Raw genomic sequence first — 15,022 nt, forward strand, 5'->3', positions numbered from 1 at the left:
GCCTGACAGAGGACGTCCCTGTCCCCACCACTCGCAAGCTCGTGGCGGGACCCTGCAGGGAGGCCGAACCCTGCGCGATAACTTGCGGGTCATGCAGAACTTCGACGTCGCCGCCGTGGTCTCCGGGGGAGCCTCCGGGCTCGGCGAGGCGACCACCCGCGCACTGGCCGCCCGCGGCGCCGCCGTGACCGTCCTCGACCTGCAGGAGGACCGCGGCCGGGCGCTGGCCGACGAGCTGGGCGGGCACACCACCTTCGTCCGCACCGACGTCACCGACGAGGCGTCCGTCCAGGCCGCCGTGGCCGAGGCGGCCGGCAAGGACCGGCCGCTGCGCATCGCGGTCAACTGCGCCGGCATCGGCTGGGCGCAGCGGACCGTCGGCCGCGGTGGCGAGCCGCACGACCTGGGCGCCTTCACCACGACCGTCATGGTGAACCTGGTCGGCACCTTCAACGTGCTGCGGCTGGCCGCCGCGGCGATGTCGACGACGGAGCCGGGCGAGGACGGCGAGCGCGGGGTCATCGTCAACACCGCCTCGATCGCCGCCTACGACGGGCAGATCGGCCAGGTCGCCTACGCCGCGTCCAAGGGCGGCATCGTGGGCCTGACCCTGCCGGCCGCGCGCGATCTCTCCAGCGTGGGCGTGCGGGTGTGCACGATCGCTCCCGGGCTGGTCGACACGCCGCTGCTCGGCAGCCTTCCCGAGGAGGCGCGGACGGCGCTGTCCGCAGGCATACCCTTCCCGAAGCGTCTCGGCCGCCCGGCCGACTTCGCCGAGCTGGCACTCGCGATCGTCGAGCACGGTTACCTCAACGGCGAGGTCATCCGGATGGACGGCGCCCTGCGCATGGCACCACGCTGACCGGCTCACGCCGGCACCACACCGCACCACCCGGGGGAACGTCCTGACCAGCACGCTGTCGGCGGCCGACTTCGCGACCCAGTGGCGACCCGACTGGCCGCTCGAGCTGCTCGGGGCGCTGTCCCCGCACCGCCGCGGCACCGGGGACCCGACGATGCGGATCGGCGCCGACGGGCTGTGGCGGACCACCACGACGCCGGACGGCCCCGCCACCGTGCGCATCACCATGACGTCCGGGACGGTGCACGTCGCCGCGTGGGGGGCCGGGGCCGAGCGGGCCGGGGCGGCCGTCCCGGAGTGGCTGGGCGCCGACGACCCGGCCGGGGACTTCGACCCCGGCGGTCACCCGCTCGTCGCGGACCTGCACCGGCGCACGCCCTGGTTGCGGCTGGGCCGCACCGGGCGCACCTGGGACGCCCTCGTGCCCGCCGTCCTCGAGCAGAAGGTGACCACCGTCGAGGCGAACCGGGTGTGGCGGGAGCTGCTGCGCCTCGCCGGGGAGCCGGCACCGGGCCCGGCGCCCGAGGGGATGCGCGTGCCGCCCTCGGCGCGGCGCGTCCTGGACGTCACCGACTGGCAGTGGCACGCCTGCGGTCTGGACGGCGCCCGCCGCCGAGCGCTCCGGGCGGTGGCGACCGTCGCGTCGCGCCTGGAGCCCGAGGTCGCCGGCGACTCGGCGGCGCTGCAGAAGCGGCTGCGCTCCGTCCCGGGCATCGGCGTCTGGACGGCGGCAGAGGTCGTGCAGCGGACGCTGGGCTGCCCGGACACGGTGAGCGTCGGCGACTACCACCTGAAGAACATCGTCGGGTTCGCGCTGGCCGGCCGGAGGAACACCGACGACGCCGGGATGCTGGACCTGCTCGAACCGTGGCGCGGTCACCGCCAGCGGGTGGTGCGGCTGCTGCTGGCCGGCGGTCCCCGCCGGCCCCGGCGCGGGCCGCGCTTCGCGCCGACCGACTACCGGTCGATCTAGGTCGCGGCGGGCGGGGGCCCGCATGCCCCGCCGGGCAGGACCCGGCCGAGGACCCGGTCGCCGATGGTGCGCAGGTGGTCGCGCTCGGCCGGGCTCAGGGCGTCGAAGACGAGCTGCCGGACGGTGGCGACGTGGCCGGGAGCGGTGGCCACGACCTTCGCGTAGCCGGCGTCGGTGAGGACGGCGTTCGTCGCCCGGCGGTCCTCGGCACAGGCCTCCCGCGCGAGGAACCCCTGGTTCTCCAGGCGACGCGCGACGTGGGAGAGCCGCGAGAGGGAGCCGTTGGCGAGCGCCGCGAGCTCGCTCATCCGCGCGGTCCGCGTCGGCCGCTCGGACAGCATCGCCAGGACCATGTACTCGAAGTGGCTCAGGCCGACGTCCCGCTGCAGCTGGGCGTCGAGCGCCGCGGGCAGCACCGTGATCACACCGGCCAGGGCCAGCCAGGCGGCGCGCTCGTCCGCGTCCAGCCACCGCGGTTCGTCGGTACTCGGCACGAGCACAGCCTACCGCAACACTTGACGCTTCAACTGTTGGACCTTACGGTCGCACTTGACGCTTCAACCATCGGGGTGGGTCGTCGGAGAACGGGAGAACGCCATGAACGTCGTCCTGTGGATCATCGCCGGCCTGCTGGCCCTCGCCTTCCTCGGTGCGGGCCTGACCAAGCTGACCCAGCCGAAGGAGAAGCTGGCCGCGAGCATGGCCTGGGTCGAGGACTTCTCGCCCGGCATGGTGAAGCTCATCGGCGCTCTGGAGGTGCTGGCCGCGATCGGGCTCGTCCTCCCTGCGGCGCTGGACGTGCTCCCCGTGCTGGTGCCGCTGGCCGCCGTCGGTCTGATCGCCCTGATGATCGGGGCTGCGATCACCCACGCCCGCCGCAGCGAGACCCCGATGATCGCGGTCAACGTGGTGCTCCTGCTGCTGGCCGCCGTCGTCGCCTGGGGCCGGTTCGGCCCCTGGTCCTTCACCGCCTGACGCAGGTCAGCGGCCGCCGAGCAGGCTCAGCAGGTAGTCGCCGTAGCCGCTCTTGGCCAATGGATCGGCAGCCCGGCGCAGCCCGTCGTCGTCCAGCCAGCCGTTGCGCCAGGCGACCTCCTCGATGCAGCCGATCTTCAGTCCCTGCCGCTCCTCGACCACGGATACGAACTCGGTCGCCTGCCGCAGTGACGCGAACGTGCCGGTGTCCAGCCACGCCGTGCCGCGGTCGAGCGCGGTGACGGTCAGCCGGCCGTCGCGCAGGTAGTGCTCGTTGACGGCGGTGATCTCCAGCTCGCCCCGGGCGCTGGGTGTGATGCTGCGGGCGACCTCGACGATGTCACCGGCGTAGAAGTAGAGGCCCGGGACGGCGTAGGAGCTCTTGGGCGCGGTCGGCTTCTCCTCGATGGAGATCACCCTGCCTTCGCCGTCGAACTCCACGACGCCGTACTCCTGGGGGTTGGCGACGTGGTAGGCGAAGACGTGCCCGCCCGCGGGTGCGGGGAGGCGGCTCAGAGCCGTGCCGAGGCCGGCGCCGTAGAAGATGTTGTCGCCGAGCACGAGGGCCGCCGCCTCGCCGTCGAGGAAGTCCGCGCCGATGAGGAAGGCCTGCGCGAGGCCCTCGGGCCGGGGCTGGACGGCGTACTCGATGCGCATGCCCAGCCGCAGGCCGTCGCCGAGCAGGGCGCGGAAGGCGTCCTGGTCGGCGGGCGTGGTGATGATCAGGACGTCGCGGACGCCGGCCATCATCAGCGTGGACAGCGGGTAGTAGATCATCGGTTTGTCGTAGACCGGCATGAGCTGCTTGCTCACGGCCTGCGTGATCGGGAACAGCCGGCTCCCCGTGCCGCCGGCCAGAATGATTCCGCGCACTTCGCGACCCTACTGGGCTAGCGGACGGACAGTCCGCGCAGCTCGGCGTAGCGGGCCGCGCACTGCTCCATGCTGGGCAGCAGCCCCTGAGCGACGGCCTCGTCCAGACTCGGCGCGGCGCGGTCCTTGGGGGAGAACGTCAGGTCGAGATCGGTGGGCCACGGCAGGGCCAGCGCGGGGTCCAAGGGGTCGATCCCGAACTCCTTCCCCGGGCTGTAGAGCGTGGAGACCAGGTACGTGACCGAGCTGGAGTCCGCGAGCGACACGAAGGCGTGCCCGAGCCCCTCGGAGAGGTAGACCGCTCGCGGCGTCTCGCTGTCGAGCACGACCGCGTCGTGCATCCCGAAGGTCGGCGAACCCACCCGGATGTCGACGGTCACGTCCAGCACCTTGCCGACGGCGCAGTAGACGTACTTCGCCTGGCCCGGCGGGACGAGCGCGAAGTGCACGCCCCGCAGGGCGCCGCGCGTGGAGACGCTGTGGTTGGCCTGGGCGAGGGTGAACTCGTAGCCGAGCACTTCGGAGAGGATGTCGGTCCGGTACCACTCGGTGAACCGCCCGCGGGTGTCGCCGTGCGGCACGAGGTCCAGCACGTAGCTGTCCGGCACGGCCAGTTCGCGGATGTCCACACCCTGACGCTAGCGAAGCACCGTGCTCACGACGGCGGCGTGCCGAGCCACAACCTCCCCACGAGTGAGGAGCCGCCGGGCGTCCCGACCGGCTCCCAGCGGGTGGTCCAGCCCTCGGCGTGCAGCTGGACGACAGCCGCGCCCAGCAGCGCCCCGAGGTTGAGCGCCGTCGTGATGGTCACCGCGTCGGAGAGGTGGACGTCGACCACGCCGTCCTCCTCGCCTCCGTAGCGCAGGACCACGGGGAACTCCGGGAGCGCGGCGCTGGCGACGCGGAAGGCCTCGGCCACCGCCGCCAGCTCGCCGGCCCGCGGCACGAGCTCCGCCGCGGGGGCGCGCGAGCCGACGAGGTCGCGGGCGCCGTACGGGAAGAGGTCGTCCTCCGGCAGCCGGACCAGCGGCCGGGTGCCCTCGTCCGGCTCCGGCCGGTCGACCACCAGGCCGCGGACCACTGCGACGGGGACGCCGGCGAGCTTGCCCTTCACCAGGTCGGCAGCCGATGCCAGCTCGTCGACGAGGGCGACCCGCGTCGTCTCCAGGCGGTTGCCGAAGGCGTCGACCGCGCCACGGTGGTCGGTGAGCGCGGCGATGCCGGCCGATCCCACCGCCACGTCGGTGAGCCCCTCGCGCCAGGTCCGGCCGAAGGTGTCGCTCACCACGACGGCGACGTCCACGCCGAGCAGCTCGCGCAGCCGTTCCCGCAGGGCGCGTGCGGAGGCGTCGGCGTCCTCGGGGAGCAGGACCAGCGCGTCCTGACCGACGTTGGAGGCGTCGATGCCCGCCGCGGCCACGACCCAGCCCTGCCGCGTCTGCACGATGGCGAGCGGGCCCCGGCGGGCGACCACGCGGACGGCCTCCGCCTCGACCGCGTGCAGCCGGAGCTGCTCGCGGTCGGCGCCCGGTGGGACGACGACCAGGCGCCCCTCGGTCTTGGAGACGGCCTTGGAGGTGACGACGACGACGTCGCCGTCGGCCAGCCAGGGAGCGGCGGCGGCGAGGGCGCCGGCGAGGTCGTCGCCGGGGCCGAACTCGGGCAGGCCGTGGACGGGCAGGACCGAAAGCCCCGCCGGCAGCTCAGGCATGGGCGGCGTCGAGGGCGGCCCGCGCCAGGGCTTCGGTCGCCTCGGGCGAGGACATGAGGAGCGGCACCTCGCGGACGTCGACCCCTGGGACCGTCGCGCCGTCGCCCGGTGCCACCAGCCAGGCGTCGAGCAGGCCACCGGAGGCCCGCGCTCCGTAGTGCCGGCCGACGCCCTCGGCGCTGACCTCGATGCCCAGGACGGGCAGGCAGCGGTCGGCCATCCCGCGGACGACGGCGCCACCCACGATCGGCGAGACCCCGGCGATGCGGGCCGGCGAGCTGAGCAGCGCCTCCCGGAGCCCCGGGACCCCGAGGACGGTGCCGATCGAGACCACCGGGTTGGACGGCGCGAGGAGGACGGCGTCGGCGGCGGCGAACGCCTCGACCACCCCGGGGCCCGGCCGCGCGGCCTCGACCCCCACCTGGACGAACGCCGCCGGGTCCAGCGCCGCGCGGTGGCGCACCCACCATTCCTGGAAGTGGATGGCCTGCTGGCGGTCGGTGTCGGGATCCGTCACGACGACGTGGGTCTCCACGCGCTGGTCGCTCATCGGCAGGACGGTGACGCCCGGCTGCCAGCGGGCAGCCAGCGCCGCGGTGACCGCCGACAGCGGGTAGCCGGCGTCGAGCATCCGCGTGCGGATCAGGTGCGTGGCGAGGTCGCGGTCGCCGAGGCCGAACCAGTCGGGGTCGGCGTCGTATGCGGTCAGCTCCTCCTTGACCGTCCAGCTCTCGCCGGCGCGGCCCCAGCCCCGCTCCTCGTCGATGCCGCCGCCGAGGGTGTAGACGACGGTGTCGAGGTCCGGGCAGATCCGCAGGCCGTGCATCGTGACGTCGTCGCCGGTGTTCACGACGGCGGTGATCTGCGCCTCCGGCGCCGCGGCGCGCACCCCGCGGAGGAAACGAGCCCCACCGGTCCCTCCGGCCAGCACGACGATCTTCACGAAACACATCGTGCCCGATAGGCAGTTGTCGACTGTTCTACGGGCGTGTCGGGGGTAGGGACGAGATCTGACGAACGCCTGGTACGGGTGGGGCTGGTGTGGCGTGTCGCTTACACCGGGCGAAGTTGACGGACAGGCAACGACACGCGTGTAATTCCGCCGATGTCAACGAGTGCAGGGCGGACCGGGAACGTCCCGGACACCGCGCACCGGGGCAACAGCGAGAGGGGACGCACCGTCATGGCCGAGGTTTCGTGGTTGAGCGACTACGTCAGTGGCAACGACCGGCCGGACCGGTTCGGTGCGGGCGCCGGCCAGGGCGTGGGCATGGGCCAGGGGATCGCCGGCCTCCTGGGCATCGGGGCCGAGTCCGACGCCCAGTCGTGGCAGGAGCAGGCCCTGTGCGCCGAGACCGACCCGGAGGCGTTCTTTCCGGAGAAGGGCGGCTCGACGCGCGAGGCCAAGAAGATCTGCACCGGTTGCGAGGTCAAGGCCCAGTGCCTGGAGTACGCCCTCGCCAACGACGAGCGCTTCGGCATCTGGGGCGGCCTCTCCGAGCGTGAGCGTCGCCGCCTGCGTCGCCGCGCCGTCTGAGAAAGGACCCCCTGCCCCCCGCTCGCAGCGGGCCCCTGCAGGGGGTCGAGTACGACAGGACCTGCTGACCCCTCCGCGGGTCCTCCACCACAGCCGCCGACGGTTCCCGTCGGCGGCTGTGGTGCTATTCGCACCGTGTCCACGCGCGTCGCCCTTGATCGGCCGCGGGTCGTCCAGGAGATCCGTGCGGCGGCGCCGCTGATGGCCGATCTCGCCGCCCCGGTGACCGCCCGGGCGCCGTGGCTCACCGCCGTCCTGAACCACCAGGCCGCGCACCACCGGCCCGGGGTGCGGCCGGCCGCCGTGGTCGTCGCGGAGCACCGGCACGACCGGCCCGACGCCGTGGCGTTCCTCACCCTCCGGCGCCGGTGCTGGGTCACCGAGGTGACCCTGCTCGGGCAGTCGGCCGGCCCGCTGCCGCCCGGGCGGGCCCCGTCCCGGCTGCTGGCCCGCGGCCCGGACCTCGCGGACCGGTTGGCCGGCGGGATCTGCGACCTGCTCGACTCCCTGCGCGGCCCGACACGGTTGCGGCTCAGCGGCCTGCCCGTGGGCGATCTCACGGCCCGGGCCCTCGCGGCACGGCAGCCGGACGGCGTGATCGGCACCGGGCGCAGCGTCCGCCTCGTGGACGGCCTGGACGACGCCGGTCCCGCCGTCCGCAGCCGTGATCCCCGTGTCCTCGAGTCGTGGCTGCCCCGGCTGCTGGCGCACGGGGACGATCCGCGGGCGGGCGGCTTCCTCCGGGCGGCCGCGCGGCTGCACGCCGCCATCGGGCAGGTCGAGGTGGCCGTCGTCGCCGACGGCGCGGTGCTCCGCGCGGGCCTGCTCACCCTGGTCGAAGGCGCCGACCGGTGGCCCTGGTGGGGGTGGACGACCATCGGGGGCCTGTCCGAGGAGATGGGTGCACCGCTGGTGAGCCTCACCGCCCCGGCCCGTCGATGGCCGTGAGGGCCGGTCAGCCGCCGAAGCGCAGTTCGTCGCCGTCCTGGCCGGTGGTCCGGGCGCGGTCCTCGCCCAGGGTGAGGACCCCCGTGGCGGCCACCCAGCCCTCGTCGGGGTCCCCGGAGCGCGGCTCGACCCGGGCCGTCAGCTCGTAGGCGCGGCCGGTCCACGCGGGCGCCGATCCGTTCGGCCGCAGGTACGTCGGGAATCTGCCGGAGATGCGCAGGTCATCGCCGTCCCTCGACACCTCGAGGGCGGGTGCCGCGAGGTCCGCGTACTCGGTCAGCGACGCCACGCAGCCGGCGGCGACCGGATCGGCGGGCGCCCGTCCGGTCAGGCAGTTGAACGTGAGCAGCTCGACGTGGGCGACGGCGTCCTCGCCGTCGGACGTCACGGTGAGCCGCGGATAGGCGGCGGTCACGCCCACCGCCCGCCGCTCCAGGACGACGCCGCCGAAGCGCACGTGCGCCGCCAGGCCGTCGCGACCCGGTACGACGGAGGCGCCGGCCAGCGCGCCGGCCTCGCGGGTCTCCGGGACGGTTCCGGTCGGCGACGTCGCCCGCGCCTGGCTGCGCGGGGCCTCCGACTCCTGCGCCGCGACGGCGAGCGCCGCGGCGACGCCCACCAGCACGAGGGCCGTGGCCCCCATCGCGGCCAGTGCTGTCGTGGTCTGCCGCCGGCCCCGCCCCGCAGGGGGCTCCGGCGGAGCGGACGGCGGGGGAGGCGCGCTGAGCGCGGCCCATCCCGTGATCGGCGACGGCGGCGCACCGGCGGAGCCGGGTGGGTGCTCGAGGAACTGCTGGAGGTCGTCGACGGGCGCCGGCGGTTCCTCCCTCGGCGTCCGCCCGCCGACGGGCCGGCGCAGGAGCAGGACCGTGCCGAGTGCGGCGAGCGCGACCAGGGCGACGCCCAGGACGGCGCCCAGCACCAGCCAGGGCGCCATCGGGGACTGCGCCGCGGCGACGTCCATCCCGGCCGGCTCCATCCCGCTCAGCATCGCAGGACGCCGGGGCGCTCCGGTCGCCCCGCCGGTTCAGCCGGTGGGGTCGATCTCCTCAGGGTCCCGGCCCAGCAGGACGGCGACCTGGTCGACGACGACGTCGCGGACGAGGTCGGCGAGGTCCTCCCGGTCGTGGGCGCGGATCTCCAGGGGGCGGCGGTAGACCACGATGCGCGGCGGGATCTCCTGCCCGTTCTCGCGGTGGGCGGGCAGCACGCGCGCCAGGGGGACGCTGCCGTCGTCGAGCACGTCGGAGTCGTGCACGACCTCGTCGGGACTCGTGTGCTCGACCCACGGCACGTCCTCGACGGCGAACTCCACGCCGGCGAGCTCGCGTTCCCAGCGCCGCTCGATGTCCTCGACGGCGTCGAGCACGAGGTCGTCGAACTGCTCGGCGCGGCTGCGGGCCAGTGGCACCTCGGCCGGGACCAGGCGTCCGCGCAGGCCACGGCCGTGTCGGTCGCGTCGGGGACTGCGTGGAGGGCGGCTCATGACGGGGGCAGCCTACGGCCGGCGAGGGGCCCGGGACCGGTGTCGGGGCCCACGGGGTCATCGTGCAGGATGTGGCTGGCTGTCCGCCCCCTCCCAGTTTTCCGTCGCGCCTGCTGCCATCCACGGCCGTGCGCGATTACTGTGCGATGCGTGAGGAACCGGTGGTGAGGCAGTCACGTCGCTGCTCGCGCAGCGGCTGCGCGCAACCGGCAGCGGCGACCCTGACCTACGTCTACGCGGAGTCGACCGCTGTCGTGGGTCCCTTGGCGACGTTCTCCGAGCCGCACAGCTACGACCTCTGCGAGTTCCACGCCGAGCGGCTCACCGTGCCGCGCGGGTGGGAGGTCGTCCGCCACGAGATCGATCTCGACGACGCCGGCCCGACCGGTGACGACCTGCTGGCCCTGGCCGACGCCGTGCGCGAGGCGGCCCGGCCCGAGCCGCCGCGCAATCCCGCGGACGACGGCAGCGGCACGCGTCGCGGCCACCTCCGGGTCCTTCCCGACCTGTCCTGAAGCGCCCCTCGCGCTCAGGTCCCGCTCCGCCGTTAGGGTCGGCCCGCCGGGTGTTCGCCCGGTCTGCCTGATTTCCCGAGTGCGAGGGTGAACTGCGTTGCCGGACCTGTCGTCGATCATCAAGGCCTATGACGTCCGCGGCGTCGTCCCCGACGAGTGGGACGAGGCGACCAGCAGGGCCATCGGCGCGGCGTTCGCCGAGTTCGTGCGCACCGACAGCGGCACGACGTCCGTGGTGACCGCGCACGACATGCGCGACTCCTCCATCCCGCTGTCGCGCGCCTTCGCCGAAGGCGTGATCAGCCGAGGTGTGGACGTCGTGGAGGCCGGGCTCGGCTCCACCGACATGCTGTACTTCGCCGCGGGCTCCCTGGACATGCCGGGCGCCATGTTCACGGCCAGCCACAACCCCGCGCAGTACAACGGCATCAAGCTCTGCCGCGCGGGCGCCGCACCGATCGGCCAGGACTCCGGGCTGGCGACGATCCGGGAGTGGGCCGAGCGCGACAGCTACGACCGGGAACCGGAGCGGGTCGGCACGGTCAGCCAGCGGGACGTGCTCGCCGAGTACGCCGCCCACCTGCACGGGCTGGTCGACCTCTCGAACGTCCGTCCGCTCAAGGTCGTCGTCGACGCCGGCAACGGCATGGGCGGGCACACCGTCCCCGTCGTCCTGGCCGGGCTGCCCCTGGAGGTCGTGCCGATGTACTTCGAGCTCGACGGATCCTTCCCGAACCACGAGGCCAACCCGCTGGACCCGAAGAACCTCGTCGACCTGCAGGCCGCGGTGCCGGAGCACGGGGCCGACATCGGGCTCGCCTTCGACGGCGACGCCGACCGCGTCTTCGTGGTCGACGAGAAGGGTGATCCGGTCAGCCCGTCGGCCGTCACCGCGCTCGTCGCCGTCCGCGAGCTGGCCAAGGGCCACGGCACCACGATCATCCACAACCTGATCACCTCCCGCGCCGTCCCGGAGATCGTGCGCGAGCACGGCGGCGAGCCGGTGCGGACCCGCGTGGGGCACTCCTTCATCAAGGCCGAGATGGCCCGCACGAACGCCGTCTTCGGTGGCGAGCACTCCGCGCACTACTACTTCCGCGATTTCTGGCGGGCCGACACGGGCATGCTCGCGGCCATGCACGTGCTCGCCGCGCTGGGGGAGCAGTCGCGGCCGCTGTCGGAGCTCACCGCGGCCTACAGCCGCTACGCGGCCTCCGGCGAGATCAACTCCACCGTGGCCGACGCCGCCGCGAGCACGGCGCAGGTGCGCGACACCTTCGCCGGGCAGGACGGCGTCACCGTGGACGAGCTCGACGGGCTGACGATCGAGCTGCCCGACGGCTCGTGGTTCAACCTGCGGGCCAGCAACACCGAACCGCTCCTGCGGCTCAACGTCGAGGCGCCCGACGAGACGCGGATGGCCGAGCTGCGGGACCAGATCCTGGGGATGGTCCGCGCATGACCGATGCCACGACCGGGCCCCTCGGGCTCGACCCGCAGCTGCTGGCGATCCTCGCGTGCCCGGACACGCACCACAGCCCGCTGACGGTGGACGAGGCGGCGAGCGAGCTGCTCTGCACGACGTGCGACCGCGCCTTCCCGGTCCGCGACGGGATCCCGGTGCTGCTGCTGGACGAGGCGCGGCACCGCACGTCATGACGCGCCCCGAGTTCGCCGAGGAGGTCCTCGACGACCTCGAGCTCCTCCGTGCGCGCGACCCCCGCGAGCTGCTGCCTGCGGTCGCCGGCTCCGGGGCCCAGGTGCGCGAGACGGCCCGGCTGACCCAGGAGGCCGGGCTGGGCCGGGTCACCGAGGGCGGCCGGCCCCGCGGGCTCGTCATCGTCGGGCGCCGCGAGGGGGCGGTGGCCGCCTCGGTGCTTCGCGCCCTGCTGGGGCCGTCCAGCCCGGTCACCGTGGACGTGGTCCCGGGGCCGTCGCTGCCCGTGTGGACCGGCCCGAGCGACATCGCCGTCGTCGCCACGCGGACCGGTGCCGGCCGGTACGCCGTCGCCCCCGCCTACGAGGCCGCGCGCCGAGGGGTGTCCCTGGTCGGCATCGGGTCGGAGGACGGTCCCCTGCGCGCGGCGTGCTCGACCGCCCGCGCGCCCTACGTCGCACTGCCGCGCACCCGCGTGCGGCAGGCGACGCTGTGGTCGCTGCTGACGCCGATGCTGCAACTCGCCACCGAGCTCGGTCTGCTCGCGCCCGGCGTGGCCGAGCCGGAGGCGATCGCCGCGGCTCTGGACGAGGTCGCCGGCGAGTGCGGGCCCGCCCAGGAGTCGTTCGTGAACCCGGCGAAGACCCTGGCGCTGGAACTCCTCGACGCCCTGCCGATCATCGCCGCGGAGGGCCCGCTCGCCGGTGCCGCGGCGACCCGGATCGAGGACCAGCTCGCCACGTTGGCCGGCCTGCCGGTCACCGCGTTCCGCCTGCCTGACCAGCGCGTGGCGGCGTGCGCCGTCCTCGGCGGGCCGCTGGCGCCGCGCGACGCCGACGACTTCTTCCGCGACCGGGAGGACGACGCCGGTCGCCGGCTGCGGCTGCTCACCATCCGCGACACCGACGCCGGCGAGGCCGACGGCGGGGAGGAGCGGGAGCCGCGCTCGGCCGCCGGGGCGATGGACGAGGTCCTGCGCACCGCTGCCGCCCACACCATCCCCGTCAGCGGGCTGGCCGAGCACGGCGACCCCACCCGGTTCCCGCGGCTTCCCCGCCTCGCCCGCCAGCTGGCCGTCGCCGACTTCGCCGCCGTCTACCTGGCGCTCGCACTGGACAACGAGAGGGCGCTCCACGCATGACCAGCGGGTCGGAGGCCGCGACGGAGCACGGCGCGGGCGAGGGAGCAGGAGCTGAGGCGCACGGCGGGGGCCACGGCACGCGGGCCATCATCGCCGCGCTGATCGCCAACATCGGCATCGCGACCGCCAAGTTCATCGCCTTCCTCGTCACCGGCGCGTCGTCGATGCTGGCCGAGGCGATCCACTCGGTGGCCGACTCCGGCAACCAGGTGCTGCTGCTGGTCGGCGGGAAGCGGGCGGCGCGCGAGGCGACCCCCGAGCACCCCTTCGGGTACGGGCGGGACCGCTACATCTACGCCTTCATCGTCGCGATCGTGCTGTTCAGCGTCGGCGGCCTGTTCGCGATCTACGAGGGCGTGCACAAGCTGCAGCACCCGGAGGAGCTCACCTCACCGGGCTGGGCGCTGGGCGTCCTCGTCGTCGCGATCGTGCTCGAGAGCTTCTCGCTGCGGACGGCGGTCCACGAGACCGCCGCGGTGAAGGCCCCGGGGCAGAGCTACTGGAGGTTCATCCGGACCGCCCGCCAGCCGGAGCTGCCGGTCATCCTCCTCGAGGACATCGGCGCGCTGACGGGGCTGGTGCTCGCGCTGCTCGGCGTGGGCGTCGCGACGCTGACCGGCAACGGGATCTACGACGGCCTCGGCACCGTCGCCATCGGCATCCTGCTGGTCGTCATCGCCGTGATCCTGGCGATCGAGACCAAGAGCCTGCTGCTCGGGGAGTCCGCGACGCCGGAGGACCAGCGCAAGATCGTCGCGGCGATCGAGGCGGGCGACGCCGTCCTCTCGATCATCCACATGAAGACGCTGCACCTCGGCCCCGACGAGCTGCTGGTGGCCGCCAAGGTCGCCGTCGGTTCCGGTCAGACCGGCGAGGACGTCGCCCGCGGCATCGATGCCACCGAGGAGCGCATCCGGGCCGCCGTGCCGATCGCCCGGGTGATCTACCTCGAGCCCGACATCCGGCGCCCGGCCGACCCGGCGGCCTCCGCCGCGGGCGCCGCGCCCGGCGCGTGACGCGGACCTCGCGGACGTTCGGGAGCCGGAGGGGGACAGTGGTCGGCATGGGGGACGAGAGCCGCACGAACCTGTCACCGGAGCGCCGGAGGGCCGACCGAGCCCGACTGGCCGACGACGTGGTCGACGTCCTGGTGATCGGTGGTGGGGTGACCGGGGCGGGTGCCGCCCTCGACGCGGCCAGCCGCGGGCTGACGGTGGCACTGCTGGAGGCGCGCGACTGGGCGGCCGGCACGTCCAGCCGCTCCAGCAAGCTCATCCACGGCGGGCTGCGCTACCTGGAGCAGTTCGCCTTCCCGCTGGTGCACGAGGCGCTGTCCGAGCGCGCCCGGCTGGTGCGCACCATCGCGCCGCACCTGGTGACGCCCCTGCCGTTCCTGCTGCCGCTCACGAAGCCGGTCTACCAGCGGGCGTACTTCGGGGCGGGCGTGGCGCTCTACGACGTCCTCGGCGCCGCGTTCACGTCCGGCCGGGCGATCCCGCGCCACCGGCACCTGTCCCGGAAGGCCACCCTCGAGGCGTTCCCGGCGCTGCGCGGGGACGTGGTGCGGGGGGCGATCCGCTACTGGGACGCCCAGGTCGACGACGCCCGTCACACCCTGGCCGTCGTCCGGACGGCGGCCGGTTACGGCGCGCGGGTGCTCTCCAGCGCTCGGGTGGTCGGTCTCCTGCGGGACGGCGACGGACCGGACGCGCCGGTGGTGGGCGTGCACGTGGCCGACCTGACCGACGGCTCGTCGTTCACCGTGCGGGCGCGCAGCGTCATCGCCGCCACCGGCGTCTGGAGCGACGACATCGGGGACATGCTCGGCGTCTCGGCGCCGAGCCTGAAGGTCCGCGCCTCCAAGGGGGTGCACCTGGTCCTGCCGCGGTCGGCGATCGACGGCGCGGACCTCGCGGCCTCCGGCGGGACCCAGGCGGGGCTGATCCTGCGCACCCCGACGAGCGTCCTGTTCGTCATCCCGTGGGGCGAGCGCTGGATCGTCGGGACCACGGACACGCCCTGGAGGCTGGACCGCGACCACCCGGCCGCGAGCAGCGCCGACATCGACTACATCCTCGACCAGGTCAACCGGGTGCTCGTCCGCCCCGTCTCCGTCGACGACTGCCTCGGCGTCTACGCGGGCCTCCGCCCGCTGCTGGCGGGGGAGTCGGACGAGACGAGCCGGCTCTCCCGCGAGCACGCCGTCGTCATGCCGGTGCCGGGTCTCGTCCTCGTGGCCGGCGGCAAGTACACGACCTACCGCGTGATGGCGGAGGACGCCGTCGACGCCGCGGTGGAGGGACTTCCCGGCGTGCCGCCGTCCCGCACGGCGCTGCTGCCCTTG

Annotated in this window: 18 protein-coding genes; 11 read left to right on the top strand and 7 right to left on the bottom strand. The window is 74.3% G+C overall.

Annotated elements, in window-relative coordinates; all coding sequences use genetic code 11:
* Positions 1 to 91 precede the first annotated feature (91 nt).
* Both E4P40_RS14445 and E4P40_RS14450 read left to right on the top strand, forming a co-directional pair.
* Positions 92 to 862 carry an SDR family NAD(P)-dependent oxidoreductase gene (locus tag E4P40_RS14445; protein WP_135159260.1) on the top strand — a complete coding sequence of 257 codons (771 nt, stop codon included), beginning with the start codon at positions 92 to 94 and terminating at the stop codon, positions 860 to 862.
* Positions 863 to 1,016: 154 nt separating this feature from the next.
* Positions 1,017 to 1,835, top strand: coding sequence for a DNA-3-methyladenine glycosylase 2 family protein (locus E4P40_RS14450; RefSeq protein WP_245160348.1), 819 nt, complete (start codon positions 1,017 to 1,019; stop codon positions 1,833 to 1,835).
* Here E4P40_RS14450 and E4P40_RS14455 read toward each other — a convergent pair.
* The gene (locus E4P40_RS14455; protein WP_135159262.1) at positions 1,832 to 2,329 is read right to left on the bottom strand and encodes a MarR family transcriptional regulator; all 498 of its coding nucleotides are present in this window, start codon (positions 2,327 to 2,329) and stop codon (positions 1,832 to 1,834) included. The genes E4P40_RS14450 and E4P40_RS14455 overlap by 4 nt on opposite strands.
* Before the next feature lie 103 nt (positions 2,330 to 2,432).
* On the opposite strand from E4P40_RS14455, the gene E4P40_RS14460 reads away from it, so the two are divergent.
* The gene (locus E4P40_RS14460; RefSeq protein ID WP_135159263.1) at positions 2,433 to 2,810 is read left to right on the top strand and encodes a DoxX family protein; all 378 of its coding nucleotides are present in this window, start codon (positions 2,433 to 2,435) and stop codon (positions 2,808 to 2,810) included.
* Positions 2,811 to 2,816: 6 nt separating this feature from the next.
* On the opposite strand, the gene rfbA is transcribed toward E4P40_RS14460, so the two are convergent.
* The 4 genes from rfbA to cofD are packed head-to-tail and all read right to left on the bottom strand — an operon-like array spanning position 2,817 to position 6,337.
* Positions 2,817 to 3,683, bottom strand: coding sequence for a glucose-1-phosphate thymidylyltransferase RfbA (rfbA, locus tag E4P40_RS14465; protein WP_135159264.1), 867 nt, complete (start codon positions 3,681 to 3,683; stop codon positions 2,817 to 2,819).
* Positions 3,684 to 3,700: 17 nt separating this feature from the next.
* Positions 3,701 to 4,312, bottom strand: a complete 612-nt coding sequence (gene rfbC / locus E4P40_RS14470) for a dTDP-4-dehydrorhamnose 3,5-epimerase (RefSeq protein WP_135159265.1) — start codon at positions 4,310 to 4,312, stop codon at positions 3,701 to 3,703.
* A 26-nt stretch (positions 4,313 to 4,338) separates the two neighbouring features.
* The gene (locus tag E4P40_RS14475; RefSeq protein ID WP_135159266.1) at positions 4,339 to 5,394 is read right to left on the bottom strand and encodes a coenzyme F420-0:L-glutamate ligase; all 1,056 of its coding nucleotides are present in this window, start codon (positions 5,392 to 5,394) and stop codon (positions 4,339 to 4,341) included.
* Positions 5,387 to 6,337, bottom strand: coding sequence for a 2-phospho-L-lactate transferase (gene cofD / locus E4P40_RS14480; protein WP_135159267.1), 951 nt, complete (start codon positions 6,335 to 6,337; stop codon positions 5,387 to 5,389). The genes E4P40_RS14475 and cofD overlap by 8 nt, the downstream gene beginning before the upstream one ends.
* A 327-nt stretch (positions 6,338 to 6,664) precedes the next feature.
* Between cofD and E4P40_RS14485 the strand changes: the two genes are divergently transcribed.
* Together E4P40_RS14485 and E4P40_RS14490 are read left to right on the top strand one after the other, a co-directional pair.
* A complete protein-coding gene (locus tag E4P40_RS14485) occupies positions 6,665 to 6,931 on the top strand; it encodes a WhiB family transcriptional regulator (RefSeq protein WP_167762240.1) in 267 nt (88 codons plus the stop codon).
* Between the two features lie 135 nt (positions 6,932 to 7,066).
* Positions 7,067 to 7,879 (top strand): hypothetical protein, encoded by an 813-nt coding sequence (locus E4P40_RS14490; RefSeq protein WP_245160349.1) that lies wholly within the window; start codon positions 7,067 to 7,069, stop codon positions 7,877 to 7,879.
* Positions 7,880 to 7,886: 7 nt separating this feature from the next.
* On the opposite strand, the gene E4P40_RS14495 is transcribed toward E4P40_RS14490, so the two are convergent.
* Entirely contained in the window at positions 7,887 to 8,870 is a 984-nt protein-coding gene (locus E4P40_RS14495) for a hypothetical protein (RefSeq protein WP_135159270.1), read from the bottom strand.
* A 36-nt stretch (positions 8,871 to 8,906) separates the two neighbouring features.
* Entirely contained in the window at positions 8,907 to 9,365 is a 459-nt protein-coding gene (locus tag E4P40_RS14500) for a metallopeptidase family protein (RefSeq protein ID WP_135159271.1), read from the bottom strand.
* A gap of 164 nt (positions 9,366 to 9,529) precedes the next feature.
* On the opposite strand from E4P40_RS14500, the gene E4P40_RS14505 reads away from it, so the two are divergent.
* The 6 genes from E4P40_RS14505 to E4P40_RS14530 all read left to right on the top strand — a co-directional run.
* On the top strand, positions 9,530 to 9,880 hold the full coding sequence (locus E4P40_RS14505) for a DUF3499 domain-containing protein (RefSeq protein ID WP_135159272.1): 351 nt from the start codon (positions 9,530 to 9,532) through the stop codon (positions 9,878 to 9,880).
* 97 nt (positions 9,881 to 9,977) lie between these two features.
* A complete protein-coding gene (locus E4P40_RS14510) occupies positions 9,978 to 11,342 on the top strand; it encodes a phosphomannomutase/phosphoglucomutase (protein ID WP_135159273.1) in 1,365 nt (454 codons plus the stop codon).
* Positions 11,339 to 11,539, top strand: a complete 201-nt coding sequence (locus tag E4P40_RS14515) for a Trm112 family protein (RefSeq protein ID WP_135159274.1) — start codon at positions 11,339 to 11,341, stop codon at positions 11,537 to 11,539. Before E4P40_RS14510 ends, E4P40_RS14515 begins: the two co-directional genes overlap by 4 nt.
* A complete protein-coding gene (locus tag E4P40_RS14520; protein WP_135159275.1) occupies positions 11,536 to 12,678 on the top strand; it encodes an SIS domain-containing protein in 1,143 nt (380 codons plus the stop codon). Before E4P40_RS14515 ends, E4P40_RS14520 begins: the two co-directional genes overlap by 4 nt.
* Complete coding sequence (locus tag E4P40_RS14525; RefSeq protein ID WP_135159276.1) at positions 12,675 to 13,694, top strand: cation diffusion facilitator family transporter; 1,020 nt, start codon at positions 12,675 to 12,677, stop codon at positions 13,692 to 13,694. Before E4P40_RS14520 ends, E4P40_RS14525 begins: the two co-directional genes overlap by 4 nt.
* Before the next feature lie 47 nt (positions 13,695 to 13,741).
* Positions 13,742 to 15,022, top strand: a 1,281-nt coding sequence (locus E4P40_RS14530) for a glycerol-3-phosphate dehydrogenase/oxidase (RefSeq protein WP_135159277.1), incomplete at its 3' end; no start/stop codon positions are given.

It is taken from the genome of Blastococcus sp. CT_GayMR20 (assembly GCF_004570345.1).